This is a genomic window from Bradyrhizobium sp. RDI18, from assembly GCF_043203335.1.
Taxonomy (GTDB): domain Bacteria; phylum Pseudomonadota; class Alphaproteobacteria; order Rhizobiales; family Xanthobacteraceae; genus Bradyrhizobium; species Bradyrhizobium retamae.
In genome coordinates this window covers 6498147-6521911 of sequence record NZ_JBICRN010000008.1, presented here as the reverse complement: position 1 = coordinate 6521911, position 23765 = coordinate 6498147, and the positions used below count along the sequence as shown (strand labels likewise).

At 61.7% G+C, this 23765-nt stretch carries 19 protein-coding genes and 3 pseudogenes; 9 read left to right on the top strand and 13 right to left on the bottom strand.

From position 1 onward, the window contains the following. Positions 1-2: 2 nt before the first annotated feature. The 5 genes and pseudogenes from ACFXS9_RS40505 to ACFXS9_RS40485 form a co-directional block, all read right to left on the bottom strand. Entirely contained in the window at positions 3-1037 is a 1035-nt protein-coding gene (locus ACFXS9_RS40505) for an AAA family ATPase (RefSeq protein ID WP_392699010.1), read from the bottom strand. Positions 1038-1127: 90 nt separating this feature from the next. Next, complete coding sequence (locus ACFXS9_RS40500; RefSeq protein ID WP_392699009.1) at positions 1128-2759, bottom strand: arylsulfatase; 1632 nt, start codon at positions 2757-2759, stop codon at positions 1128-1130. Between the two features lie 84 nt (positions 2760-2843). Then, positions 2844-4175, bottom strand: coding sequence for a DUF3300 domain-containing protein (locus tag ACFXS9_RS40495; RefSeq protein WP_392699007.1), 1332 nt, complete (start codon positions 4173-4175; stop codon positions 2844-2846). 29 nt (positions 4176-4204) lie between these two features. Beyond that, positions 4205-4506 (bottom strand): annotated as a pseudogene (locus ACFXS9_RS40490) (hypothetical protein). Between the two features lie 42 nt (positions 4507-4548). Next, entirely contained in the window at positions 4549-5544 is a 996-nt protein-coding gene (locus tag ACFXS9_RS40485; RefSeq protein WP_392699005.1) for a formylglycine-generating enzyme family protein, read from the bottom strand. Positions 5545-6499: 955 nt separating this feature from the next. On the opposite strand from ACFXS9_RS40485, the gene ACFXS9_RS40480 reads away from it, so the two are divergent. Next, a complete protein-coding gene (locus ACFXS9_RS40480) occupies positions 6500-7474 on the top strand; it encodes a helix-turn-helix domain-containing protein (protein WP_392699003.1) in 975 nt (324 codons plus the stop codon). 548 nt (positions 7475-8022) lie between these two features. On the opposite strand, the gene ACFXS9_RS40475 is transcribed toward ACFXS9_RS40480, so the two are convergent. Further along, positions 8023-8214 (bottom strand): hypothetical protein, encoded by a 192-nt coding sequence (locus ACFXS9_RS40475; RefSeq protein WP_392699002.1) that lies wholly within the window; start codon positions 8212-8214, stop codon positions 8023-8025. 134 nt (positions 8215-8348) lie between these two features. Between ACFXS9_RS40475 and ACFXS9_RS40470 the strand changes: the two genes are divergently transcribed. Further along, positions 8349-9404, top strand: a complete 1056-nt coding sequence (locus tag ACFXS9_RS40470) for a transporter (protein WP_392699001.1) — start codon at positions 8349-8351, stop codon at positions 9402-9404. Positions 9405-11101: 1697 nt separating this feature from the next. Here ACFXS9_RS40470 and ACFXS9_RS40465 read toward each other — a convergent pair. Beyond that, positions 11102-11377: pseudogene (locus ACFXS9_RS40465) on the bottom strand (IS481 family transposase); the annotation flags it as partial. A 200-nt stretch (positions 11378-11577) separates the two neighbouring features. On the opposite strand from ACFXS9_RS40465, the gene ACFXS9_RS40460 reads away from it, so the two are divergent. Beyond that, positions 11578-12240, top strand: a complete 663-nt coding sequence (locus ACFXS9_RS40460) for a DoxX family protein (RefSeq protein WP_392699000.1) — start codon at positions 11578-11580, stop codon at positions 12238-12240. A 29-nt stretch (positions 12241-12269) separates the two neighbouring features. After that, complete coding sequence (locus ACFXS9_RS40455; RefSeq protein ID WP_392698998.1) at positions 12270-13010, top strand: class I SAM-dependent methyltransferase; 741 nt, start codon at positions 12270-12272, stop codon at positions 13008-13010. Between the two features lies 1 nt (position 13011). On the opposite strand, the gene ACFXS9_RS40450 is transcribed toward ACFXS9_RS40455, so the two are convergent. The 5 genes from ACFXS9_RS40450 to ACFXS9_RS40430 form a co-directional block, all read right to left on the bottom strand. Beyond that, positions 13012-13818 (bottom strand): glycosyltransferase family 2 protein, encoded by an 807-nt coding sequence (locus tag ACFXS9_RS40450; RefSeq protein ID WP_392698996.1) that lies wholly within the window; start codon positions 13816-13818, stop codon positions 13012-13014. Further along, positions 13782-14861, bottom strand: a complete 1080-nt coding sequence (locus ACFXS9_RS40445; protein ID WP_392698994.1) for a radical SAM/SPASM domain-containing protein — start codon at positions 14859-14861, stop codon at positions 13782-13784. Before ACFXS9_RS40445 ends, ACFXS9_RS40450 begins: the two co-directional genes overlap by 37 nt. After that, on the bottom strand, positions 14858-15949 hold the full coding sequence (locus ACFXS9_RS40440) for a hypothetical protein (RefSeq protein ID WP_392698992.1): 1092 nt from the start codon (positions 15947-15949) through the stop codon (positions 14858-14860). The genes ACFXS9_RS40445 and ACFXS9_RS40440 overlap by 4 nt, the downstream gene beginning before the upstream one ends. Positions 15950-16226: 277 nt before the next feature. Continuing rightward, complete coding sequence (locus ACFXS9_RS40435; protein WP_392698990.1) at positions 16227-16931, bottom strand: TIGR04282 family arsenosugar biosynthesis glycosyltransferase; 705 nt, start codon at positions 16929-16931, stop codon at positions 16227-16229. Then, positions 16928-17200 (bottom strand): hypothetical protein, encoded by a 273-nt coding sequence (locus ACFXS9_RS40430; RefSeq protein ID WP_392698989.1) that lies wholly within the window; start codon positions 17198-17200, stop codon positions 16928-16930. Before ACFXS9_RS40430 ends, ACFXS9_RS40435 begins: the two co-directional genes overlap by 4 nt. 125 nt (positions 17201-17325) lie before the next feature. Between ACFXS9_RS40430 and ACFXS9_RS40425 the strand changes: the two genes are divergently transcribed. Both ACFXS9_RS40425 and ACFXS9_RS40420 read left to right on the top strand, forming a co-directional pair. Further along, positions 17326-18471 (top strand): acyl-CoA dehydrogenase family protein, encoded by a 1146-nt coding sequence (locus tag ACFXS9_RS40425; RefSeq protein WP_392698987.1) that lies wholly within the window; start codon positions 17326-17328, stop codon positions 18469-18471. A gap of 87 nt (positions 18472-18558) precedes the next feature. Next, positions 18559-19398 (top strand): phosphate/phosphite/phosphonate ABC transporter substrate-binding protein, encoded by an 840-nt coding sequence (locus tag ACFXS9_RS40420; RefSeq protein ID WP_392698986.1) that lies wholly within the window; start codon positions 18559-18561, stop codon positions 19396-19398. A gap of 20 nt (positions 19399-19418) precedes the next feature. Here the strand turns inward: ACFXS9_RS40420 and ACFXS9_RS40415 are convergent, their stop codons facing one another. Beyond that, on the bottom strand, positions 19419-20453 hold the full coding sequence (locus ACFXS9_RS40415) for a radical SAM protein (protein WP_392698984.1): 1035 nt from the start codon (positions 20451-20453) through the stop codon (positions 19419-19421). Between the two features lie 347 nt (positions 20454-20800). Here ACFXS9_RS40415 and ACFXS9_RS40410 point away from each other — a divergent pair. The 3 genes and pseudogenes from ACFXS9_RS40410 to ACFXS9_RS40400 all read left to right on the top strand — a co-directional run. Further along, a pseudogene (locus ACFXS9_RS40410) lies at positions 20801-21016 on the top strand (GntR family transcriptional regulator); the annotation flags it as partial. 111 nt (positions 21017-21127) lie between these two features. Then, complete coding sequence (locus ACFXS9_RS40405) at positions 21128-22192, top strand: PLP-dependent aminotransferase family protein (protein WP_392700280.1); 1065 nt, start codon at positions 21128-21130, stop codon at positions 22190-22192. A 420-nt stretch (positions 22193-22612) separates the two neighbouring features. Next, positions 22613-23737: a methyltransferase gene (locus tag ACFXS9_RS40400; RefSeq protein WP_392698982.1), complete on the top strand. Its 1125-nt coding sequence runs from the start codon at positions 22613-22615 to the stop codon at positions 23735-23737. The last annotated feature ends 28 nt before the right edge of the window (positions 23738-23765 follow it).

The window sequence follows — 23765 nt, the reverse complement described above, 5'->3', positions numbered from 1 at the left end:
CCTCATGCGGCTGAGACAAGTTCGGTGATCTTGTCGATCACCTGGTCGGCATTGATGCCTTGCGAGACCGCTTCGTAACTGAGGATCAGCCTGTGCCGCAGGCAGTCGTGCATCACCGCACGCACATGGTCGGGCGTGACGAATTCCTGGCCGTCGAGCCAGGCACGCACGCGGGCGCAACGATCCAGCGCAAGGCTGCCGCGCGGGCTGGCACCGACCTGGATCCATTTGCCCAAGGGTTCGCCGTACCGACCCGGAAACCGCGTGGCGTAGATGATGTCGACAATATATTTCTGCGCCAGGTCCGAGACGAAGACGCCGTCGATCTCGCCGCGCGCATCGAAAACGGCCTGCTGCGGCACCGCTGGCGGCTCCGCCGCATGGCCCTTCGGCTTCTGCGCATTCTCCTCACGGTTCAGCTTGATGATATCGCCTTCCGTGGCCTCGTCCGGATAGGTGATCACGACATGCATAAGGAAGCGGTCAAGCTGCGCCTCGGGGAGCGGATAGGTGCCCTCCTGCTCGATCGGGTTTTCGGTCGCCAGCACCATGAAGAGATCTGGCATCTTGTAGGTCTTGCCCGCGACCGTCACCTGCCGCTCTTCCATCGCTTCAAGCAACGCGGACTGGACCTTGGCAGGCGCACGATTGATCTCGTCGGCAAGCACAAGGTTGGCGAAGATCGGACCTTTCTGGAACTGGAACTGACCGCCCTTGTCGGTTTGAAGGTAGATTTCCGCGCCGGTCACGTCCGATGGCAGCAGGTCCGGCGTAAACTGCACGCGCGACAAATCGGCTGCGAGGTTTTTTGCGAGCGTCTTGACCGCGCGAGTCTTGGCAAGTCCCGGCAGGCTTTCAATGAGGAGATTGCCGTTGGCAAGTAGACCGATCAGCATGCTCTCGACCAGATGATCCTGGCCGAGTACGGATTTGCCGATCCGCAACTTGAGATCGCGCACGGCGTCCCGGGCCGCCGTATGCTTCGCATTTCGTAACGCTTTCCCGGTTTGCGGTGTGTTTGTGCCGAGATCGTTCATTTGTCTCGCCTTGAAGTCCATCGGTCGCCAGTGACGGCAGCCGGTTCACTGTGTTCTGCGGCGTCGAGGCCGCAGGGCGTTCATCGGGCCCTACTTCGTACCCGTCTTGTCCAGGTTCTTCATCAGCGCCTCAACCATCTGGTCGATGCTGAAGCTCGCGGAGCGCTGGCTCGGCGGATACTCTTTGAATGTCTGCAGGAAGGGGGACACCCGCCACACGCCGTACTGAATGAGGTAGGCGTTCTTGGCGAGCCAGTCATAGTACTGATCCGAAACGATATCGGCGCGTTCGAAGGGATCCATCCGCAGGTTGAATACTTTCGGTGCGCGCAGGCAGGTAAACGGATTGGCCCACACCTCGAATCCGCCCGGCTTGCGCTGCTCGCAGAATACGACCTTCCAGTTGCCGTAACGGTACGCCACCATTTCTCCATCATCGTTGAAGTAGTAGAACGCGTCGCGGGCAGATTTCGGTGCCTGGCCCGTCAGGTACGAAAGCTGATTGTAGCCATCCAGATGCACCTTGAAGGTCTTGCCGCCCACATTGGCGCCCTTCGCGAGCCGGTCCTTGATGTCGGCATCGCCCGCTGCGGCCAGCAGCGTCGGGAACCAGTCGAGGCCGGAGACGATCTCATTTGATACTTCGCCGGCCTTGATGCGGCCGGGCCAGCGGATCATCGCCGGCACGCGGAACGCGCCTTCCCAATTGGTATCTTTCTCGCTGCGGAACGGCGTTGTTGCCGCATCCGGCCATGACCACTGGTTCGGACCGTTGTCGGTCGTGTAGACGACGATCGTGTTATTGGCGATGCCAAGGTCGTCGATTGCCTTCAGCAATTTGCCGACGTCGCCATCGTGCTCGATCATGCCATCGGCATATTCGTTGCCCGGCATGCCGCTCTGACCGCGCATCGATTCGCGAACATGGGTGAACAGGTGCATTCGCGTCGAGTTCATCCAGGTAAAGAACGGCCTGTTGGCCCTCACCTGCCGCTGGATGAAATCGATGGCGGCTGCGGTCGTTTCGTCATCGATCGTTTCCATCCGCTTCCTGTTGAGCGGTCCGGTATCCTCGATCTTGCCGTCCGCAGATGCCTTGAGCACGCCGCGCGGCGAGTTGCTCTTGACGAACGTTGTATCGTTTTTCGGATAGTACGGCTGCTCCGGCTCTTCTTCGGCGTTGAGGTGATAGAGGTTGCCGAAGAATTCGTCGAAGCCGTGCTTGGTCGGCAGGTATTCGTCGCGGTCGCCGAGATGGTTCTTGCCGAACTGGCCGGTCGAATAGCCAAGCGGCTTTAGTGCCTGGGCGATCGTGATATCGCGGTCCTGCAGGCCGACCGCAGCGCCTGGAATACCTACCTTGCAGAGCCCGGTGCGCAGGCAGACCTGCCCAGTGATGAAGGTGGAGCGTCCCGCCGTGCACGAATTCTCCGCATAATAGTCGGTGAACATCATACCTTCTTTGGCGATACGGTCGATACTGGGTGTCTTGTAACCTACCAATCCGTGTGTGTAGGCGCTGATGTTGGACTGGCCGACATCGTCGCCGAAGATCACGAGGATGTTCGGTTTCGCGCCGCCGGGCTGCTGTGCGACTGCGGTGGATCGGAAAAGAGGAGAGAGGCTTGTTGCCACGATAGCGGCGGCGAGCAAGGTACGAAGCAGTCGGCCTTTTCCGCTGTCCGACTGGACGGTCGGCACGCTCTTGCTCTTGTCACTCATTCGACACTCCTGGCTTCAAAACTTTCAGTATCGTCTGACCCTTCGTTGAGCCCGCTGCTCTCTATCGCGTCAGCACGATCCCAATTACCGTCGTCGTCCTCCGCCACCATGGAAACCTCCACCACCGTGGAAGCCGCCGCCGCGAAGCGCCGCGCCGCCACCGCGAAAACCGCCGCCCGCGCGAATGCTCTGCGCACGTGCTCCGCCCGGATTCGGCCGCGCACCGACGCGCGCCCGGTTGATATTCGGCCGTTGCGCGACAGCGCGATTGCCGGCCCCGGTGCGCGCACGCGAGACCTGCTTCTTCCCACCTGCACGCGAGACCTGCTTGTTGCTGCCCGGCCGCGAAGCCTTGGTGGCGCGATTGCCGGCGCCTGGCTTCATCGCGTCCCTTCGCCCCGGTCCGGCCTTCGAAAGATCGCGCTGCCCGATGTTGCTGCGGCCTCGCGCGGCCTCGCGCGCCGCTGCCGTGTTGCCCTTGCCGAACCGCGCCGCAACGCCGGCGTCGCGATAAGCGACGGCGCCGCGATGAGCCGGGTTGTGCACCCAGGCATTGTTGACGATGTTGGTGCGATTGAACTGGTTGAAGCGATTGACGTTGATGTTCACGCTTCTCCGCCACCAGTCGCATCCGCCCCAGATCGCAGCGCCCACCACGACGCCGGCGGTAAATGCGACCACGCCGCTTGCTACGAAACCGGGCGGATACCAGTAGAATGGCGAATAGGCCGGATATTCCCACGTGCCATAGGCGACGGCGGGATCGTAGACGGGTACATAATAAGTGCCGGGATCGACGGGTTCGATTACGATCGGCGGCTGCGCTCCCGCAGGTACGCTCACGCCCGCCGGCGGCGAGGCGCGCGATACCTTCTGCTGCGGTGTCGATTTGAGATTGCCCGCCGCCTCCGCACGCTCACGCAGCTTTTGCACGGCGCTCATGACATCCTCTTCCTGCGCGAGGAAGGCATCACCGAGCTGCTGCGTCCATTCCAGCTTGTCGCTCATCATCTGCAGCGTCTGCGGAACTGCGGCGAGCGCCTTAACGCTCGGATCCCACGACTGTTTCTGCATGGCGTCCTCGAGCGTCTTGCCCTTGACGCTCGCATTTGCTTTCGACCAGCGCGCCGCCTCGACCACCTCCAGCGGATAGGTCGATGCCATCAGCACTTGTGACAGCAGCGCATCGGGATAGAGCGCAATAGGCGCCACAAGCTGCTCGATCTGCCCTTCCGGAAGCTTCGCCGAGGCGGGCGCTGGAGCGGCGGCCGGTGGGGTGCCTGAACCCTGGTTTTGCTCGGCCGGGGCCGGGGTCTGCGTCTGAGCGGAGCCTGGCGCGGCTGTCAGGCACAAGCCAAACGTGATAGCAGCACAGGCAACAAGCACGCGCCCCTTCGCGCGGACATTCGGCATCATGGCTTCGTCTCCTCTACTCACAAACAGCTTCACTTTGCGCCCGCCATCTGATTCTTGATGAGGCCGACAATCGCGGTCACCACTGCGCCGGCAACGCCGCCGCCGACTGCCTGACCGGCGAGCGCTGCGATATCGACATCGCCCGACGCCGCGCCCTGCAGCATCGGTAGAAGGGCCGTGAGCAGCGTCCCGCCCCCGCTCCGCCGAGCGCACCGGCTATCGTGTTGCCGAGCGCCCCGAGATCGAGATTCTTCATCGTGGCTCCGGCAGCGTTGCCGCCGATCGCGCCGGCGATAATCTGGATGATGAGATTGATCATGGTAGCCGACATGTCAGTTCTCCCTGCCTTGCGTGTTGAATTCTCGCTTTGTTGCTATCCATTCCCTTCACTCATGCCGGTTGGACGCATCACGCATCTGAATCCGACGTGACTCGTTGAGGTATCGACAGGCTCCGCATGGCGCGCGGCCGGACGATAGCGGCGGCAATAGTTCGGCGCGCAGAGATGCGAACCGCCTTTCAAGACCTTGCGCGGAATCCTGACCTGGGGCTGGCACGGATCGTAGCTGGCGTCCTCGCGGCCGCCGCGCGGGTTTTGCGGAATGCAGCAGGCCTTCGGTGCATCGGCCTCGTGCTTCTGCGACCACCAGTCCGACGTCCACTCCCAGACGTTGCCGATCATGTCATGGACGCCGTAGCCATTCGGCGGAAACGCCGTCACCGGCGAGGTGCGCTCGTAGCCGTCGTCGTTGGAGTTCTCGATCGGGAAATTGCCCTGCCAGGTGTTAGCCATATGCTGCCCGCCCGGCGTCAAGGCGTCGCCCCAGGCGAATTCTTGATCCTCAAGCCCTCCCCGCGCGGCGAACTCCCATTCCGCTTCGGTCGGCAGATCCTTGCCCGCCCATTTGGCGTAGGCCAGCGCATCGCTGTAGGAAACGTGCACGACCGGATGATTGTCGAGCACATTGATGTTGCTCTTCGGCCCATACGGATGCCGCCAGTCGGCACCCTTCATGAAGGTCCACCACTGGCTCCAGTCCTTGAGGCCGCTGACCTGCCGCGGCGGCGAAAACACGAGCGACCCCGCATAAATCATATGCGGCAGCGCGCCCGGATAATCCTTCGGGTCAGGCGGAATCTGCGCCGTCGTGACATGACCGGTCGCCCTGACGAACGCCTTGAACTGCCTGTTTGTCACCGGCGTGCGATCGATCCAGAAACCGTCGACGGACACGCGGTGCGACGGCGCCTCCTCGGGATAATGGTGATCCGAGCCCATGCGGAACGTTCCGCCGGGAACGAAGAGCATATCGGCGGTCCTGCCGTCGTCTGGTGGGCGCTCTTCCGTTTCGGCCCCGGCTTGCAACATCGCGACTTCCCCAGCGTACGTCTGCTGCCTGGCGGCTTATGGGCAATAGTCCCAAAAGCCCTGCGTGCGGGATGGATCCGTGTAGTACCAGCACATGCCCGGCGCCGGTGCGGAGCCCGCCCAGGCAGCGGCTGTTGCGGCAGTCACGAAGCCGATCGCCGCACCTGCCGCGATCGCCCCACCCCTCGGCCACCGGTACCAGCCGGGGCGCGCCCAACCTGCAGCAGGACGTACCGCGGGACGGACGACACGCGTTCCTGCCCCATGAAATCCCGGCCGCACTACGGTCGTACGGCGGGCCACTACGCCACCACGCGGTCCAACAGCAACGCGGCCGCCCCGTCCGGCAGCGCGGACTTCAATCGCGTCGAGATTGGATTGGCTGGGGATAGCTTGTGCAGCAAGCGAACGGGTCGCGCCGATATTGAACGCTGACGCAGGGGTTGATGCGACGCCGATTCCAATCGTTAGGGTGCAAGCAAGAATGCCAAATATGGCACGTCCCTGACGATCGAACGCCGCCTTCGATGAACGCATTGGCGAGCCCTTTCATTTTCAACTCCACCCAACTATGCGGTGAAGAAAACAAGTCAGTCCCTCTTACCCTTCATGCGCACGCGTGGTGCAAGCTCCTCCTTTGCGCGAGTGCCGGTGATGCAACGTCGGCGCGTGTCTGCATCTGGAAATTGCGACGATAGATCAGTGCCAAGCGTCTGTGATGTGCAGATCGTGCCAAATGTTGGCTGCGTCCCGCCACACCCCGTTCGCGATTCTACGAGGTAGATATCCCCACTCGGGTCTTGCGATATCTTAATGAAAACTTGCGGGAATCTTGCACGGGAAATGCGAGGGAAACGGTGCACGTCAAATCGCGCATCAAACGTATGCAGAAAGTCGCTATCGCCGGAGGGTTGCAGGTCTTATTCTACTCACGTGACAGTTAGGGGCTCATCACATGGGCGGTCGCCTTTCGGTCAGCAGTTGCGACCTAGATGGCTTCGAGGGACTGCACCAGGCGGTGCAGGGCTCATATGTCGATGTCATGCAGCTCCGGCGCGGCAAGCTGCGCGGCACGCTGTCGCATATCGGCATCGGCGATTTCTCCCTCAGCGTCGGTTCGTTCAACCTCGGCGTCCGCACCCAGCGCACCTCAAGCGACGACAAGCTGATCGTCGGCATGTTGCTTTCGGCAGAAGACCGCGTCACCCACTTTGCCTTCGACATGCGCCCTGCGGACGTTCTGGTGATTCCGCCCGCGATCGAGCACGACGGCACTTTCCACGGCGCCTCGTCCTATGCGGCGCTGCGCTTCGATCTGTCCGAGGTCGCGTCCATCTTCGCCGGCGAAGCGCGCCTGAGCGATCCCGCGACTTGGTGCGAGAAGAATCGCTATCGCGCCGGTCCCGCCATCGCGGCGGTGACGGCGCACCGCCTGCCGCAGATCGTCTCCCGCCTCGCGCAGCACCAGGACGCGCTATCGGAATCCTCCGCCGATTTCTGGAAGCGCGCCATCGTCGATTGCATCACCGCGACGATCTTCCAGTCGTTGCCGCTGGACGAGACCGGCACGCTGCCGTCGGCGCTGCGGCTCGTGCACAATGTCGAGGATTATCTCGCCGCCGCTGGCGCGCGTCCGGTGCACGTGTCGGAGCTTTGCGCCGCGTTTCGCGTGTCGCGGCGCGGGCTGCACCGCGCCTTTCATGATGTGTTCGGTATCGGGCCGGTCACGTTTCTTCGTTACAAACGACTTTGCGCGATTCACTCGACGCTGAAGGAAAGTTCGCCCGGCAAGACCACCGTCGCCGAGGTCGCCCTGCAACAAGGTTTTGTCGAGCTCGGGCGGTTCTCTCAGTACTATTTCGCACTGTTCGGCGAATACCCCTCGGAGACCTTAGGGCTGCGAGGTCGTCGCGCGGACCTGGCGGCCTGAACGAGTCACGGCGGCGCATCGCCTGAGCAATTCGAGCATCTCGTTCGGCGCCGCGACGCACCGGTTGGAGGCCTGGAACAAGGCGAGAGGACCGAGTCGGGAAAAGCATTCGCTGGAGAGCTACGACTGAAATCGCTCCAAGCCGATTCCGATCGCGTCGAGTTTACTCCTCCCGGCCCAGACAGGAGGGGTTCTTGCATTCTGGCGCTGCGATGGCGGAAGCCAATTGCGTCGAAAGGGCCCGGCTCTGGCGCAACGGCGTCGCCCGGTCAGTCCCGCTCGCCTATCAGCTTGCAGCGCAGGACCTGAACCTCGTTGGCGAGTTCGACCACCGAATCCTGAGGCCCTCGCGGCGTCCATCGTCGAGGTCGCGGACTCCTGGACGGCGATATTGAGCGTACGCAATTGGACGAAAACGAGCAGCGCGGCCAACAGGCCGATCATCAGCATGACCCAGCTCGTGAGCGTAAGACGGAAGCTCATGGCGTGTCCGACCGCTGGCCGCTGCTCCTTCGAATGGACCAGCTCTTCAGTTATTGCTCAACCTCTCATTGGGGCGGCGTGCAGTAGTCCCAGTAGCCCTGAACCTGTGCGGAATCGACCCAGTACCAGCACATGTTCGCCGCTGGCGCGGCCGGGGCCGTTCCCGCCACGCTCGCAGCGACGATGGTGCCGAGCGCGACGCCACCGACCACCGTGCCGAAATAGGGCCTGGGCACCCAAGGGCGGACCGGCCGCACCTCGGATTGAGATGCCCTTTGGCCCAATTTCAACGGCGTCGAATTTTCGAGCAACCTGTGGCGCAAGGGTCGCAGATTTTTCGTACAATCTGTGATCTAGTTGCCGAGTCGGCATTCGGTGGCGGGGTGTTCGGATGATGTCAGCATCGTCGAGAGTTCGCCGGGTTGGATTTGCTGCGGCGGCCATGGCGCTGGCGCTTCATCCTCAAGCATCATCGGCAGACGAGAACGGCATATCACTTTGGCTTCCGGGTCAGTTTGGAAGCCTGGCTGCAGCCCCTGCGGTTCCGGGCTGGTCGCTCGGCGTCGTAGGCTATCACACCAACGTGGACGCTTCCGGCAACGTTGCCGCGGCGCGCCAAATCTCGATAGGCCAGGTCCCGGCGACGGCAAACGTCAGTCTCAACGCCAATCTGAATGCCAGTGGCAATCTGACGTTTATCTCACCAACCTACACCTTCGCGACGCCCGTGCTCGGCGGCCAACTCGCCGTCGGCGTAATTGGCGCTGTCGGCCACCTTGACACCAGCATCGCCGGTACGCTGACCGCACAGGTCGGTCCCATCGTCGCGACACGCAGTGGGTTCCTGTCGGATTCGCTGACCGGCGTCGGTGATCTCTATCCGTTGGTGACGCTGAAATGGAATCAGGGCGTCCACAATTACATGGTCTACGGGTTCGGTGACATCCCGGTCGGATCCTACGACTCCAGACGCCTATCCAACATAGGCATCGGGCATGGCGGCATCGACTTCGGCGCCGGCTATACCTACCTCAACCCGACGACGGGAATCGAATTCTCCGGCGTCGCCGGTTTCACCTACAACTTCAAGAACACGGCCACGAACTATCAAAGCGGCATCGACTTCCATTTTGACTGGGGCGCATCGCACTTTTTGTCTAAGCAGCTTTTTGTCGGCGCGGTCGGATATGCCTACCAGCAGGTAACGGACGACTTCGGAGCCGCGCCTTTCCTTGGCGGTTTTAGGTCGCGCGTTTTCGGAGTTGGACCCCAGCTCGGCTATCTTTTCCCGATTGGAGACAAGCAGGGATATCTGAACTTCAAGGGTTACAAGGAATTCGCCGCGGAAAACCGGCCGGAAGGCTGGAACGTCTGGGTGACGTTCGCGATCTCGAATGCCGCGCCGACATCAACGGTCACGCCGACGAGGCATTCGATCACGAAGTAGATCCTTGAAGCTGCTCTTCGCCAGGGTCGCGGTTTTCCTGAAGCCCCGGCTTCCTTGCAAGGAAACAAATTACCGCCCGACGATGGTCTTCTACGCCCGCTCCCAGCGAGGCGTACCCGTTGCCATTCATCCTCGGAAAGCTGACGCCAGGCGTTCAGTTCTGCAACCTTCTGTGCGCTTAAGACCGAAACACGCTTGGATCTTAGCATGTGATGGCTTTAGGCTTCACCGCCTCGGCTATGCACTTAGTGCCAGAAGTGGGCTATGCACTTTGTGCCAAGAGCGGATGCTTGCGCGGCAATTCGCACGGTTCCGCAATTTTGTCCGACGGGGAGTCTCAGCAGACGTCGGCAAGCGATTACGGACTTTCCAAGACGCCGCCACTCAAGCTGTTTTGGCGCGGCGCTGCTCCGTCGCCTTCAAGTGTCAACGTCTGCTACGCGGTCGCTTTCGAAAGTTGAACGGCGTCCCAGCCTCGTCCGCTCTAACCCTAACAACAGACATCGCGCCACTAGATGCCGCGGGGCATATCGAAGTCAGTGAAGATGATGTCAGTGAAGATGATGTCGTGTCTCCGATGCTGACGGCCGCCGCGCAGCGGCCCAACGTCTCAACGCCCGCTAACTTGCGATGGGCCAGGTTCCTCCGGGTCGAAGTTCAACGTAAGATTTACTTCAAATCGCCGGAACGGACTTCGATAGAAGGCGTTCCGGGCTTGTGCCTCATAATGGAGTACGATCATGCGCCCAAGCACTTCAGTATTGGCTCTGAGCCTTATCGCTGCTGGTTTAACGCTACTCCCAGATGAAGCGGATGCGCGCCGCGGTGGCCGAGCGGGTGGATTTCACGCCGCCGGATTTCACGCAGGTCCCCACCATGGGGTAAGACCGCCTGGCTGGCACGGCGGAGGAACTCAATGGGCGGGACGAGTTCGTCCTGGCTGGCACGGTGGCGGTCGGTACTATCGCGGAGGCTACTACGGAGGTTGGGGGCCCGCAGCTGCCGGCGTGGCAGCGGGTGCGGCGCTCGGGGCGGCTGGAGCCTATGCCTCCTGCTATCAAACCCAGTCCGTGTGGAACGGGTACACATACGTTCAGCAAACGGTCAGAGTTTGCTAATAACGAAACGGAAAATATGGGACAGCGACGGACGTCGCTGTCCTGAGCGCATCACCTGCACACCTCGGTGGGCGGGCGGAGATGCAGGATGCGAGTATCCTGACGATATTGGATTTCACAAAAAGAGCGGCGGTCCGACTTATGGCCGAATGCCTTCTCTCATTGCGCGCTGTGATAGCATCGGAACCGGCCGCGTTCTTTTCGGCATCCACGCCTGCCCCGCTGACGAATTGACTTTGGCGGCCGCCGAGTTGATGCGATGCCGGACCTGATCCTTCCAGAACTGTCGGGTGGTGGAGGCATTGCCAAGGACGATTCGGTACGCCGGGCAGTATCGGCAAATGCTTTGGGTCAGACTAGATCTGCGCTCCAGTGCGCCTAATCTTGTTTGATACGCAGTTTGTGCCGGAGCTTGCGCGAAATGCAGTTAGCTACTCGGAGTTCAGTCTGGGAATTATACGCTGACAGTGCGGCGCTATCAGCAATTGTAGTAAGCAGTTGCCACAACGCCTGCAGACTATTTCTAGTAGTAATCCCTCCAGATGCAATTACGCGGCTGAAAATTCTATCTCAGAGTCATAAGTTGAAGTGGGGCTGAGCTGTGGAGACCGCGGATGGATGCGCCGCCAGCGGCAGGCCGTGCTCGCGGAACAGCCGTTCGAAGGCGGTGATGGCAGGCTCTTCGCGCGTGGAATCGAGCGCTTCGCGCAACAGCAGGAAGCGCGAGGCATGGTCGGTAACGGTCAGCGGATAACAGTATTGACCATTGCCGAGCTTGAACTCGCCTTTGAAGTCGGCGCACCACAGATCATTGGGGCCGGCGCCCGAGGATAGCGGCGTGCCGCGCGCGCGGTGGCACCGCACAACGCGGGCAAAGACCAGGAAGCCTTCCCGGGCGAGGTACGGGCGCTATCTAAGTTTTTGACGCGCCTCCGCGTAATAACCACGCACTCTACTGCGTAAGTACCTGGTAGGTGTCCTTCGATCGCCCACGCGACGGTGCGCCAACTGGCCGATAGGCAAAGCAACCATTCAATTCATTGGAGCACGCGCCTATGCCCAAGAATCCATTTACCGACGTCTGGCAGTTCCTGACCGCGACTACCAGCGATTATCTTAGTCTCGGAAATTGGCGCTTTCTGATCCTGGCGCTGTTCTGGGCGCTGCTGCTCGCCGGCATTGCAGTGGCCTTCCAGAATTGGCGGGAGGATCCGGCGCAACGTAGCGGGCGACACCTTGGAATCTGGCTGGTGCGGGTGCTGATCGGCTGCATGTGGTTCGAGGGCATGTTGTGGAAACTGCCGCTGCCCGTGTCCGGCGGCCTGCAATACTGGACCGAACAGGAAACGACCCGCGCAGCGTTCGAGTTTCACGGCACCTTCGTGAAGGATATCGTGCTGCCCAACATGAATTTCTTTGGGCCAATTGTTTTTCTTGCCGAGCTTGCGTTCGCCACTTCGATGATCCTCGGGCTTGCGGTACGGTTCGTGGGCGTGCTGGCCCTCGCCTATACGCTGCAACTCTGGCTCGGCATTTATCGGCCGGGCGATCCGGCCGAGTGGCCGTGGTCGTACATGTTCCTGGCCATGCTGATGTTCCTGTTTGTGCTCGAGGGCGCCGGCCGCAGTCTCGGCCTGGATGCCTGGTTGCGCCGCAAAATCCCTGCCGTGCGCGATGGGAAGGGACCTATTGGCTGGTTCTTCAACATCGCCGGTTAGTCGTTGTCGTTCTACGTGGGGAGACGAGCATGATAGCACTGGCCCGCGCGGTGATGCTTCTTGTGGGCCTGGGCGCAAGTTGCGGACACGCCGCTGACATTGGTTATCTTGCTCCGCCGGGTGTCCCGGCAAGGGAATTCCCTTCACCTGAGCGCCCGGTTGCGCAGATCGTCAGCCCAAGCCGTGCCTCCGAGCAGCACCGCGATTCACTGAATGAGGCCGGTGAGATCGCCCGCCTTCTTGAACTCAAGCCAGGCATGAACGTCGCCGACATTGGTGCAGGCAGCGGCTACCACACGGTGCGTCTCTCGCGTCTCGTCGGTCCCACCGGCTCCGTCATCGCCCAGGACGTCACGCGAAGTTACCTCATCGCGCTCGCCAGGCGAACGCAACGCCTGAGGCTGACAAATGTCAGGTTCGCACTGGGCAAACCACACGATCCGCGCCTTCCCACTTCCTCGCTCGACGCTGCCATCCTCGTGCACATGTATCACGAAATAGCTCAGCCCTACGCCTTCCTCTACAATCTGGCGCCCGCCTTGAAGCCGGGCGCGCGGGTCGGAATTGTCGACCTCGAGCGTCCGACGTCGGAGCATGGCACGCCAATCAAGCTGTTGCGTTGCGAACTGACCGCCATTGGCTATCGCGAGGTCGCCACACATCAGCTCGCAGGCGACGGCGGATACCTGGCGGTGTTTTCGCCACCGGAGCCACGGGATCGAAAAGCCCCCCGGGACATCGCTGCTTGTCGGGTTGCCGGCACTCGCTGATCTAGCCGCGCCTCTCTCCCGGACCCCTTTGGTGTCGCAGCTCAATCGCGAGGCGAACAAATGTCGTCGAAATCGACCAGGCTGCCTTGATGCCGGCAATGAGATTGCCGGAGACCTTCGATACCCCACCGATCCGGCGCCGCTGTCCCACGGCGATCTCGAGTGCCGGCAAGCGGGCGGCCGCAACCCGCATCAGCATTTCCAGGTTCCAGCCATATGTCTCCTCCTTCATGCCGAGACGTCTGAGTTCATCCCGGCGGATGGCGCGAAATGGCGACAGGTCGGTAAAGCCCACGCCATAGACGAGGCGCAGGAGCAGCCTGCCGACATGGGCCGCGAGGAGCTGCTGTGGTGTCAGGCTGCCTGGCTCACGTGAACCGCGAACGCGCGAGCCGAGAACGAAGACGGCCTGCCCAGCGACGATCGGCGACACCAGCTTGGAGATGAATTCCGCAGGATCGCTGCCGTCGCCGTCGAGGAAGACGAGAATGTCGGCGTCATCGCGCACAGCGGCGATGCCCGCCTGGATGGCGCGACCATAGCCGGGGCGCCGCTCGACAATCACGCGAGCTCCGGCGGCTTCTGCCCGCTCGGCGGTACGATCCCGCGAGCCCCCATCGACAATGACGACTTCGCTCACATTCTGCGCCAGCACCTCGGTTACGACCTGGCCAATCGCCGCTTCCTCGTCGAGGCACGGAATGATCGCCGAAACGATGGGCGGGCGGCCCGACGCAGGCCGCTTCTCGCCGATCTCGTGGGTTACCTCGTTCACAGGCTCCAGCGCAGCCCGCAATTGGCGCAGCATTCAGGTGGTTTGTCCGAAAGGAGCGCCTCACGAAAGTCCCGATACGCGGGCCCGTTCCAGATATCCCGCAACGACTGCTGCCCGGCATGGCCGAGCGTATAGTTGTCATAGCCATGCTGCGAAAACGGCGCGATGCAACACGGCAAGGCCCGGCCATTGGCCGTGAAATACATCAGCGACCATGGCCGCCGGCAGAGCGACCACGGCGAACCGTCACCACTGCCCTTTAGGCTCAGTCCCGGCTCGGTTGCGGCGCCCGACGCGCTGAAGGTCACGCCGAGGGAATGCGCCAGATCCTCCGCCTCTTTCAAGTAGGCCGCTTCTTCCTGCGTCAGGCGCTCGAACAGGGCCTGATCCGGCCGCGCCATGCCAATGGCGGATTCAGTGAAGAAGACGAGCCGTTGCAGATAAACCTCTTTGACACCGATCTCCGCCGCAACTTTCACAAATGTAGGCAGTTGCTCGACAGTCTCTTTCAGGCCGGTGAGCCAAACGGAAACTTGCGGCCTTGCGAACCCCTCCCGCTCCTGCAGCTCGCGAAATGCGCGAACATTGCGGACAATCCGACCGAAATAATCCCTGCCACGAATCGCCTTGAAGCTCTCGCGGTTTGACGCGTCGAGCGATACACGCAGCTCATCAAGCCCGGCGTCGATCAGCGCACGGCCGTTGCGCTCGCTGAGGACCGTTCCATTGGTGTTGAACAAGACGTAAACGCCGCGCCCTTTCAGGTATTTGACCATTCGCGGCAGGTTCGGGACCAGCATCGGCTCGCCAACGCCGTGCAGAACCACGCGCGCCAGATCGGGAAGCTGGTCGACAATCGATGTGAACAAATCCCAGCTCATGTCTGCTGGCGGCTCGAGCTCCTCGTAGGTGCGAGGACAGGTGGTGCACAGCAGATTGCAGCGGTTGGTCACTTCCAGATAAAGACAAACCGGCGGACGCTGGGCGATCGCGGTACGCTCGGCCGTGACCGACTCGTGATAGCGGCGCGGATCGAAGGGCGCGCCAGTGCTCTGCACTTCGCCGGAAATGTTCATTGCGATGCCCCGGAATCTGCAGTCCGCTGCATGCGGGCCCTCCACGCCGTAAAGGCGCAAGCTAGGAAAAGACCTCCGAACAGAATTGATTTGCTCACAATTCTCGGAATGTAGAAATCCCAATCGAGCTGTTCGGACAGCAACAGCGCTCCGATCGAAACCGCCCAACCAGGTGCGGATCCACACAGGGCGACAAACGGCATTATAACTAGAAAATGCCAGGGATAGTTGGGCGACAACAACAGGAGCGTGAGAAGTAACAGCATGTTGATGTCGGCAAGACTGGATGCGATGCTGTGATGAGAGCTGCGGGCCACGGAGAGTCCCGTGAACCAAAGAGCCAGCGCTGCCAGCGCAAGGTAGGCGGCAACATCACCTTCATGATAGCCAAACACAAGGCGCCAAAGTGACAACAGCCAGAGATCGTTGCCGCCACTGATCCCCTGTTCTGTCAGATAGCCTTTGGTCAGGAATCCGAGAACTCCCGAGCCGACCGACAGATAGGGAAGATAGCAAAGCGCAACGGTAGCGATCACGACGAGCGGCATCTTGACGTCCCAAGGGCGCCAGATCCCGGCCAGCACCGGCGCCGCGTAGGGCTTGACCAGCACTGAGAAAGTGATCACCACCGCTCCGCGGAGAGCTCGGCCGGTCAAGGCGATCCACAGGCCCAGCAGCATCAGCGCAACCATCAGCGCGTCCACGTGGCCGTTGTTGGCAATCTCCCACAGCGGAAGCGGGTGCCAGAGATAGGCGACCACGCGCGTCACCGGGCGGTTCGTTCGCTGCAGCAAGAGCATGATCAGCGTCACGGTCACGGCCTCGCACCCAAGCAGCGCGAGACGCATCACTGTCACGTTTTCGCCTAGCCGCGTGACGATGAGGAAGAAAAATTGCGCCACCGGGGGATAGATGGTGACGGCCGTATCGGCCCGGTTGATATGGGGGAAGATCGTCTCGTCGCGCAGAAATGCAAGCGTCTCGTCGGCCGGGAAGTAACGGAAGGGGTTGATGCCCGCGGCCTGAACCCTGCCGTCCCAGACATAGCGATAGATGTCACTGGACAGGAGCGGATCGAACAGCAGCAAATAGCCTCTCAGAATGATCGCACATCCAAACACGAGCCAGAGCGCGTGTTTCTGCGGAGCGCGCTCGGCGAGGTCCGTCGCGGCGACCGTCAAGAGACCCGCGGGGATGGCCAGCGCGATGAAGGCATTGTCACCGAGAGTCTCGAAGGCAAAGGGCGTCACGAGGGTCATGCCGACGATGATGACACCGATGCCGGCCAAAAGATGAAGCGGAGCGACATGCTTGGCAGCGCGCGCCAGTCGACCGGGTTGATTGGAAATGTTCCCGGCCATCAGTTCACGGCCTTATCAGGGGCCCGGCCTTGAGAAAGGCCCGGCTCGCGGGGGCAAATCCGCCTTCACGAAAGCGAGTCGAAGCGCCGGCGAGTTCCTCCTGCAGCCAACCCAAGGTTTCGATATCGTCGACATCGTACCATTCCGGAAGCAGCGTCGTGGCAAGGCCAATCTCGGCGGCTCGGTCACATGTGCTGCGGGCAACGGTTTCGGTTCCCCACGCGATGCGCACAAATAGCTGCCGATGAGCCTGCTTCAGCCCAATGAGATAGTAGCCGCCGTCGCTCGCCGGCCCGAGCACCATCCGATCACCGGGCTCGCGCAGGGCTTCGATCGCCCGCACGAGGAAACGAGACGGCAAGGTCGGGCTGTCGCCATTGACGAGCAGGACGCAGTCATGTTCGGCATCCAGGAGCGCACGCGCCGCACCGATCAGCACGTGTCCGAGATCATCGCCGACCTGTAGCAACAGTCCGAATTCTGCCGGAAGCAACTGCCGCATGATGTCTTCGGCTCCTGCCGGGGCATAGACACCATAGCCGCGCCTGCCGAGCGCCTCGGGCACCGCCTCGATGGCTGCAGCGACGTCGCGCAGAAAGCAGCCAGACAGCTCGGAAGCAGCGGTGGCACCAACGGCCGTCGCAAGCCGTGTCTTCGAGCGGCCGGGTTGCGGCGCCTTGCCAATGATTCCGATCGCTGCGCAGCTCACGGCAGCAACCGGAATCGCAGGGGATCGGCGATCGCGATCAATTGCAGCGGGTCGTCATCATTGATTGCCATTACCAGGCAGACCTCGTTACGCCCTTGCTGGTCATTGGTAGCGTTCCACTCGGCAGCGGGCAAGCGCCGCCCCGCCGGCGACGGTCCAAAGAGGCGGTTCACCGGCGTAAAAAAATTTCCGAGCGACGTAACGAAATGGCTTTGACGAACGTAATTACCTTGCCCCGTAGTGCTGCTGGCACGGCAAGAGATCGCCAAGAGATCGCCATGTCCGAAGCTGGTCGTGTTGATCCCATGGTACGGCTCGCATAGCATCGGGAAGAGAGAGAGCGGGTTCGATGTTCTAGAACCCAGTGGTCAGCATCTGGATGTCGAGGGTAGTCATGAATCACGAGACTGCACTTTCGAATGCCAAGGAGATCGCCAATCACATCCTCGCGCCGGCGGCCAGGCAAAACGACAAGGACGGGCGATTTTCGTCCGAGGCCGTCGCAGCGCTCGGGCCGGCGGGATTGCTGGGGATCATGCTGCCCGCCGAGGTAGGCGGCGCGGCCCTGGGACCGCGGACCCTCGCCGCGATCGTCGCGACATTTGCGGAAGCGGACGCGTCAGCGGCGATGGTCTATTTGATGCACGTGTGCGCTACCGCGACGATTGCGACGGCCCGTCAAGGGGCCACCGTCGCGCAGACGCTAAAGGACATTTCGGCGGGAAGACACCTGACCACCCTGGCATTCAGCGAAGCCGGATCGCGCAGTCACTTCTGGGCGCCCGTCTCGCGAGCAAAGCGCAACGCCGCCAACGTGCACCTCACGGCGAAAAAATCATTTGTGACGAGCGCGGGTCACGCTCAAAGCTATGTCGTCTCGGCACTGTCTCCCGAAGGCAAGGCTGCAACGGATTCGACGCTCTATCTCGTCGCCAGCGACACCCCCGGGCTGTCGGTCGCCGGCCCGTGGGATGGTCTCGGGATGCGCGCCAATGCTTCCGCGCCGATGATCCTCGAGGATTGCGAGATTGCACCCGGTCTCCAGTTGACGGATGACGGCGCCGGCTTCAAGGCGATGCTGGAAGTCGTGCTTCCGCTGTTCAACCTCGGAACCTCGGCGGTCGCGCTGGGCCTTTGCCGGGCCGCAGTCGCGGGCACAGCGTCTCATCTCAACAGCGCGCGCTTCGATCATTTGGGCCAGACCCTCGGAGAGAGCCTGCAGACGCTTCGCGCCCAACTGGCGACGATGCAGATCGACACAGACGGGCTTGCGGCGCGCATCGACGATCTCGTCGATCACCTTGAGCGTCCCCGAGATACCACCATGCTGCGCGTGCTCGAGAGCAAGGCGGCGGCAGGTGAGGTCGCGATCGCTGTCACCTCGACCGCGATGCGGGTGTGCGGAGGCGCGGCGTTCTCCAAACATCTGGCCATCGAGCGATTGTTCCGCGATGCCCATGCCGGTGCTGTCATGGCGCCGACGAGCGATGTTCTGCGCGACTTCATCGGCAAGGCCATTTTGGGAATACCGTTGTTCTGAGCGCGGTGACGCGTTCGGAAATTTCGGCAAGCGAATTGCAAGCGAACTGATCGTATCTGAACTTCCAGCGCGACAAGTGAGGCCATCATGACCCGGACGATCTGGTTAGGTGCGGTCGCATATGATCCAAAGGTGGTCAGCATCTGGGAGGGGATGCGGCGGTACTTTCACGAGGAAGCGCATCTCCCCGTCGAGGTGGTGCTATTTCAGAGCTACGAAGCCCAAGTCGCGGCCCTCCTTGCCCTGCCTGGCGATGCGCTGCCGCGCATCGACATCGGATGGAATACCAACCTCGCATTTATCCAGTCCGAGGCGTGGAGCGATCGGCGATGCCGACCCATCGCGATGCGCGACACCGATGTGGGATGGATGACCAAGATCGTCGCCGCAACTGGAGGCTCAGTCTCCAAGCTTTCTGACCTCAGGAACCGCACGCTGGCTCTCGGTAGCCGCGACAGTGGCCACGCGGCAATCCTTCCGGTTTACTTTCTCCAGCGCGAGGGAGTGGTCGAGGGGGAAGACTACAAAACGCTGCGCTTCGACAGCGACGTCGGCAAGCACGGTGACACCGGGACGAGCGAGTCCGAGGTCGTTCGTGCGGTGCTCGACGGCCGCGCTGATGCCGGCGCCATCGGCAGCCCCTTCTGGGATACCGTACGCGCCCAGCGCCTGGTGCCGGAAGGTGCGCTAACGGAGATATGGAGTTCGCCGCCCTTCAACCACTGCATGTTCACAGCTCGGTCCGATCTCGACCCGGCGCTGGAGCAGCAATTTGCCAAGGCGCTCTTCGCCATGAGCTTCGATAACCCGACCCATCGTTCCGTGCTCGAGGCAGAAGGGTTGCGCCAATGGGTCGCGCCACAGCTTGAAGCATATGCGTCACTGCGGGAAGCGTCGGCCCAGCAGGGCTTTTTAGAGCGGCCGTAAACGTACCCTCCGCGATCTCGTCAGGCGCAATTAAAAATCGTTGCCAACCGGCGCTGGTGTTCGGATTCGTGATAGAAAGCGTCGCGCACGGCTGCGAAGGATTCGGCGAGCGGAAAGATTTCGCCGCTGACCAGCAGGTCGTTATCCTCGGCTCCAACCGGATGCCAGAACACTCCCTCGGCGGTAATTGTCACCTCCGGCACCAAGTCTGCCCTTGCAACAGCGACGCCCCGTGTAGCGGCGCCTCGCAGCGCAATTCGCCTGATCACCCGATTCTCCTCGCTGACTTGATGGGCGTCAAGGAAGCTGCGAAACTCTTCGGCCTCCGCGTCAGTTGACACTGTCGCCGCCAATCGCACGCGGAATCCTTCGGCGCGAGCCCGCTCGATCCCCTTCCAGGTACGCGCCCATGTCCCCTTCCCCCGATGGCTGTCGTGGCGCTCCGGCGTGGGACTGTCGAGACTGATCTGCAGGGTTACGCGCTCACGCGGTAGTGAGCGCAGCGTTGCGAGCCGACTCCCGGCAAACAGCATGCCGTTGGTGAGAACTGTCGTCGGCGCCGCCGCAGCGCACGCGGCAATGATCTCGCCAATATCCGGCAGCATGAACGGCTCCCCGCCAGTAACAAAAATCTCCCTGACGCCGAGCTCCGCGGCCTCGATTGCGATCTGTCGGACCCGCTCGATACCAAGAGCACGCCGCGGAGCTTTGGGTGACGAGCGCACGCAGCAATAGTCGCAGCTCAGGTTACAATCGAAGTTGGTGTAAAGCCATAATCGAGAACCGATAGGCCGATCTTCTCCCACATTCTCAGGCGCCTCTCCGTACCGAAGCACCCATCGCGTCCGACCGTGTTCGACTGCTGTATCGACCAAACTGTTGCGGGTGAAGCGACACCATGCCTCGAGCTCGGGGCCGATACTTGGGTCGCCACTGATCACCGCCACCAGATCGCCCTTACGGCTACGGCGTAATGCGGCTATCAAATCCGGCAAGAGACCCGAGGCAAATGTCTTGCTGCCGGCATCGAGTTCAACGTTCGCGCTCGCCCTCATGCATAGGTCCTCAGTCCTCTGATCTATCGCACCGGCTTCGCTCCAGAAAAAATCTCATCAGAACGCAACGAACACGATCAGCTTCCAACGAAAATGCAGCAAAATCAACAACCGCGTGTTTGTTCCGCCCGCTCATAACGGTCTGGTTGCAGGTTCGAGTCCTGCCGGGCCCAAGCCGGCGCTCCACGACCACGCATTCCGCGAACAACCGGGCCTTGCCCTTGACTGATAAGCTTCACGCTCAAGGAACCTTCGGTTGCCATTTCCACATCTGTGAAGCGGTATGATGGAACGCTCACCGTTGTGCAGGGTTGCCGGTCCATTGCAAAGGAAGATGGACCAGGATTGTGGCTTTTCACGTCAGTCTTGTTGGTCGAAATGACCTCAGTGGCGAGATCTACCGTCAGATCCGGCAGGCAATTCTGGACGGGCGCCTTCGGCCTGGAGAGCGCCTTTCATCCACGCGAGAACTGGCCGCTGCGCTGACGGTTTCACGATCGACGGTGACGGTCGCGTATGAAAGCCTGCTTGCGGAAGGCTTCGCAACGTCCCATACGGGCGCCGGGACGTTCGTCAGCCGTCAGTTCGAGGCCAAACGTCCGGCGTCGAAAACAAGACGGTCGACGGCCCGCGCAATTCGGTTGCGTGGTGTTTGGGAGACAATACCGTTTCCGATGCGCTTTAACCGTGCGGCGCGTTTCGACTTCCGAGCCGCGCTTCCAGACGCTTCGTTATTTCCACATCGAGCCTGGCGGCGGGTCGTCGCCCGTGCGCTGCGCTCGCGCGAGATGGCGGCAGGTGCCTACGAGAGTCCTGCGGGCAATTGGGACCTGCGCGCGGCGATCGCTCGCCACATCGGCATCTCACGAAGCGTTGCTGCATCGCCCGACGATGTCATCGTCACCAATGGCACCCAACAGGCACTCGACATCGTCGCTCGCGTGCTTCTCGATCCCGGCGATATCGTTGCGGTGGAGAAACCGGGCTATCTGCCTCCAAGGTACTTGTTCAAGGCGCTGGGCGCGCGCGTGATCGGTGTACCGGTCGACAGCGAAGGTCTCGTCGTGGAGGCGCTGCCGGCCGGGGCCAGGGCCGTCTACGTGACGCCGTCGCATCAGTTTCCCCTCGGCGTAGCCATGAGCCTCTCGCGTCGACGTGCGCTGCTTGCCTGGGCGGAGCGCACCAACGCGGTTGTCTTTGAGGACGACTATGACAGCGAGTTTCGCTTCGGCGGGCGTCCGCTCGAGCCGCTTCAGACCCTCGATACGACCGGTCGCGTTGTGTATGTCGGCACGTTTTCAAAGACGTTACTGCCGACTCTCCGGCTGGGCTTCATGGTCGTGCCGCCGTCGCTGCGAGAGGCGGCGAACAAGGCGAAGTTCGTCACCGATTGGCATACAGCGACAATGGCGCAGAGCGCATTGGCGCGGTTTATCGACGAGGGCGCGTTTGCGCGCCACATTCGCAAGGTGAGCCGCACCTATAGCGAACGGCACGCGGTGCTGACCGAGGGGATCAAGATGAACTTCGACGATCACCTCGACCTTGTTCCATCGAGCACCGGGCTGCATATCGCCGCCTACGCGCGAAGAGCATCGGTTGATGATATCGATGCGATCGCATCACGAGCCTTTGATCTCGGCGTTGCCATTCAACCCTTCCTGCTGGAGAGAGGCTTCAGGCCGGCATTATGCTGGGATATGGGGCTGTCGAGACGGCGCAGATTGCCGAAGGGCTGAGGCGGCTGCGCAGATGCTTCGATGAACGCATGGCTCGACGCCCGAAAGCGGCGTGACCGATGTCGCTAGAGGCGACGGCACGCGCCTGAATTGGACTGATCGATCGGGCGGCTCCTCGACCGGTCCTCCTGCGCCCTGCGCTGCCTCAGCGTAGGGCCTTGCAGGTGTCCCCATGCCAAGCGGAATTGGATTGGTGAGGAATCCATGAATTGGCACTTCTATCGGTCCTATAGTCTCCTTACCGTTGCCTCGGCGGAAAGGTAAGGAGCGCCAAGGGACGGAGCGCATGGCTGGAAATGGGAGGCTGAAATGCCTCGAGCGGAAATTCGCGGCTATCACTCGTCGAGAGTGCGACTACGTGGATTTGTGCTGAAGACCACCGCGCGGCTTAAGAGCTGCGAATTAACCGAGGAGAGCATCATGCCCAACCATCAGCGCGCTGCTGCGCACAGGACAACGCTTGCCCGGCAGCCCGGTTCGATCTCGGGCGAGACAAGGCTGCGCGCGGCCGATCAACCGATCGTCACCACGCAGGAGCTTCCTTCCGCCGTCCCGCTAATGGCACTTTCGACCGGCTTCTGGGCTTTCAAGACCCTGGCTGCAGCACACGAGGAGGGCCTGTTCAGTCACCTTGCAGGCGGCGCCGGCACCACGGTTGCGGAGCTGGCGGAAGCGCTCGGTCTGGATCCACGCCCGACCGAGATGCTGTTGACCGGCTGCGCTGCACTCGGGCTTCTGGAGAAAACGGACGGCCGTTATCGCAATACGCCCTTAAGCGAAGCCTTTCTCGTGCGCGGGAAGCCGTATTACTTCGGTGGCTTCGTGCAGATGGCCGACAAGCGGCTCTACGCGGGCTGGGGCAAACTTACCGAAGCGCTGCGCACGAACCGACCAACCACGTGGAACCCGGCAGTGCAATCCTCGATGTTCGACGGCGAGGATCCGACGATGCTGGCACTCTTCTGGGAGGCGATGCATTCGCTCTCCACGATGACCGCGCGCAAGCTCGGCGAAGCCGTGGATCTCAATCATTTCCGCCGCCTTCTGGACATCGGCGGCGGATCGGGCGCGTACGACATCGAGCTTTGCAAACTATATGGGGAGCTGCGTGCGACCGTATTTGATCTGCCGCATGTGGCCGCGATCGCCGCGGGAAAAATTATCGAGGCCGGCTTGACCGACCGCATCGAGACCGCCGGCGGCAACTTCTTCGAACAGCTTCCCGAGGATCACGACGTGCATCTCCTGTCGATGATACTGCACGATTGGGATGAGGCGAAGAACCGCGCGCTGCTGCGCCGGTCCTTCGAGGCTTTGCCGAGCGGCGGCGCAGTCGTCATCAGCGAGCTTCTCGTCAATGACGAAAAAACCGGGCCGGCGCCGGCCGCGCTGATGAGCCTCAACATGCTGATCGAGACGGAGGGACGAAACTATACGCCGACCGAATATTCGGCGTGGCTCGAGGAAGCCGGCTTCCGGCACATCGAGACGGTCTGGTTCGACGCACCCGCCGCGAACGGCGCCGTGATCGGCCGCAAACCATAAGGCGCAAAGCTGAGTGGAATAGGCGCAC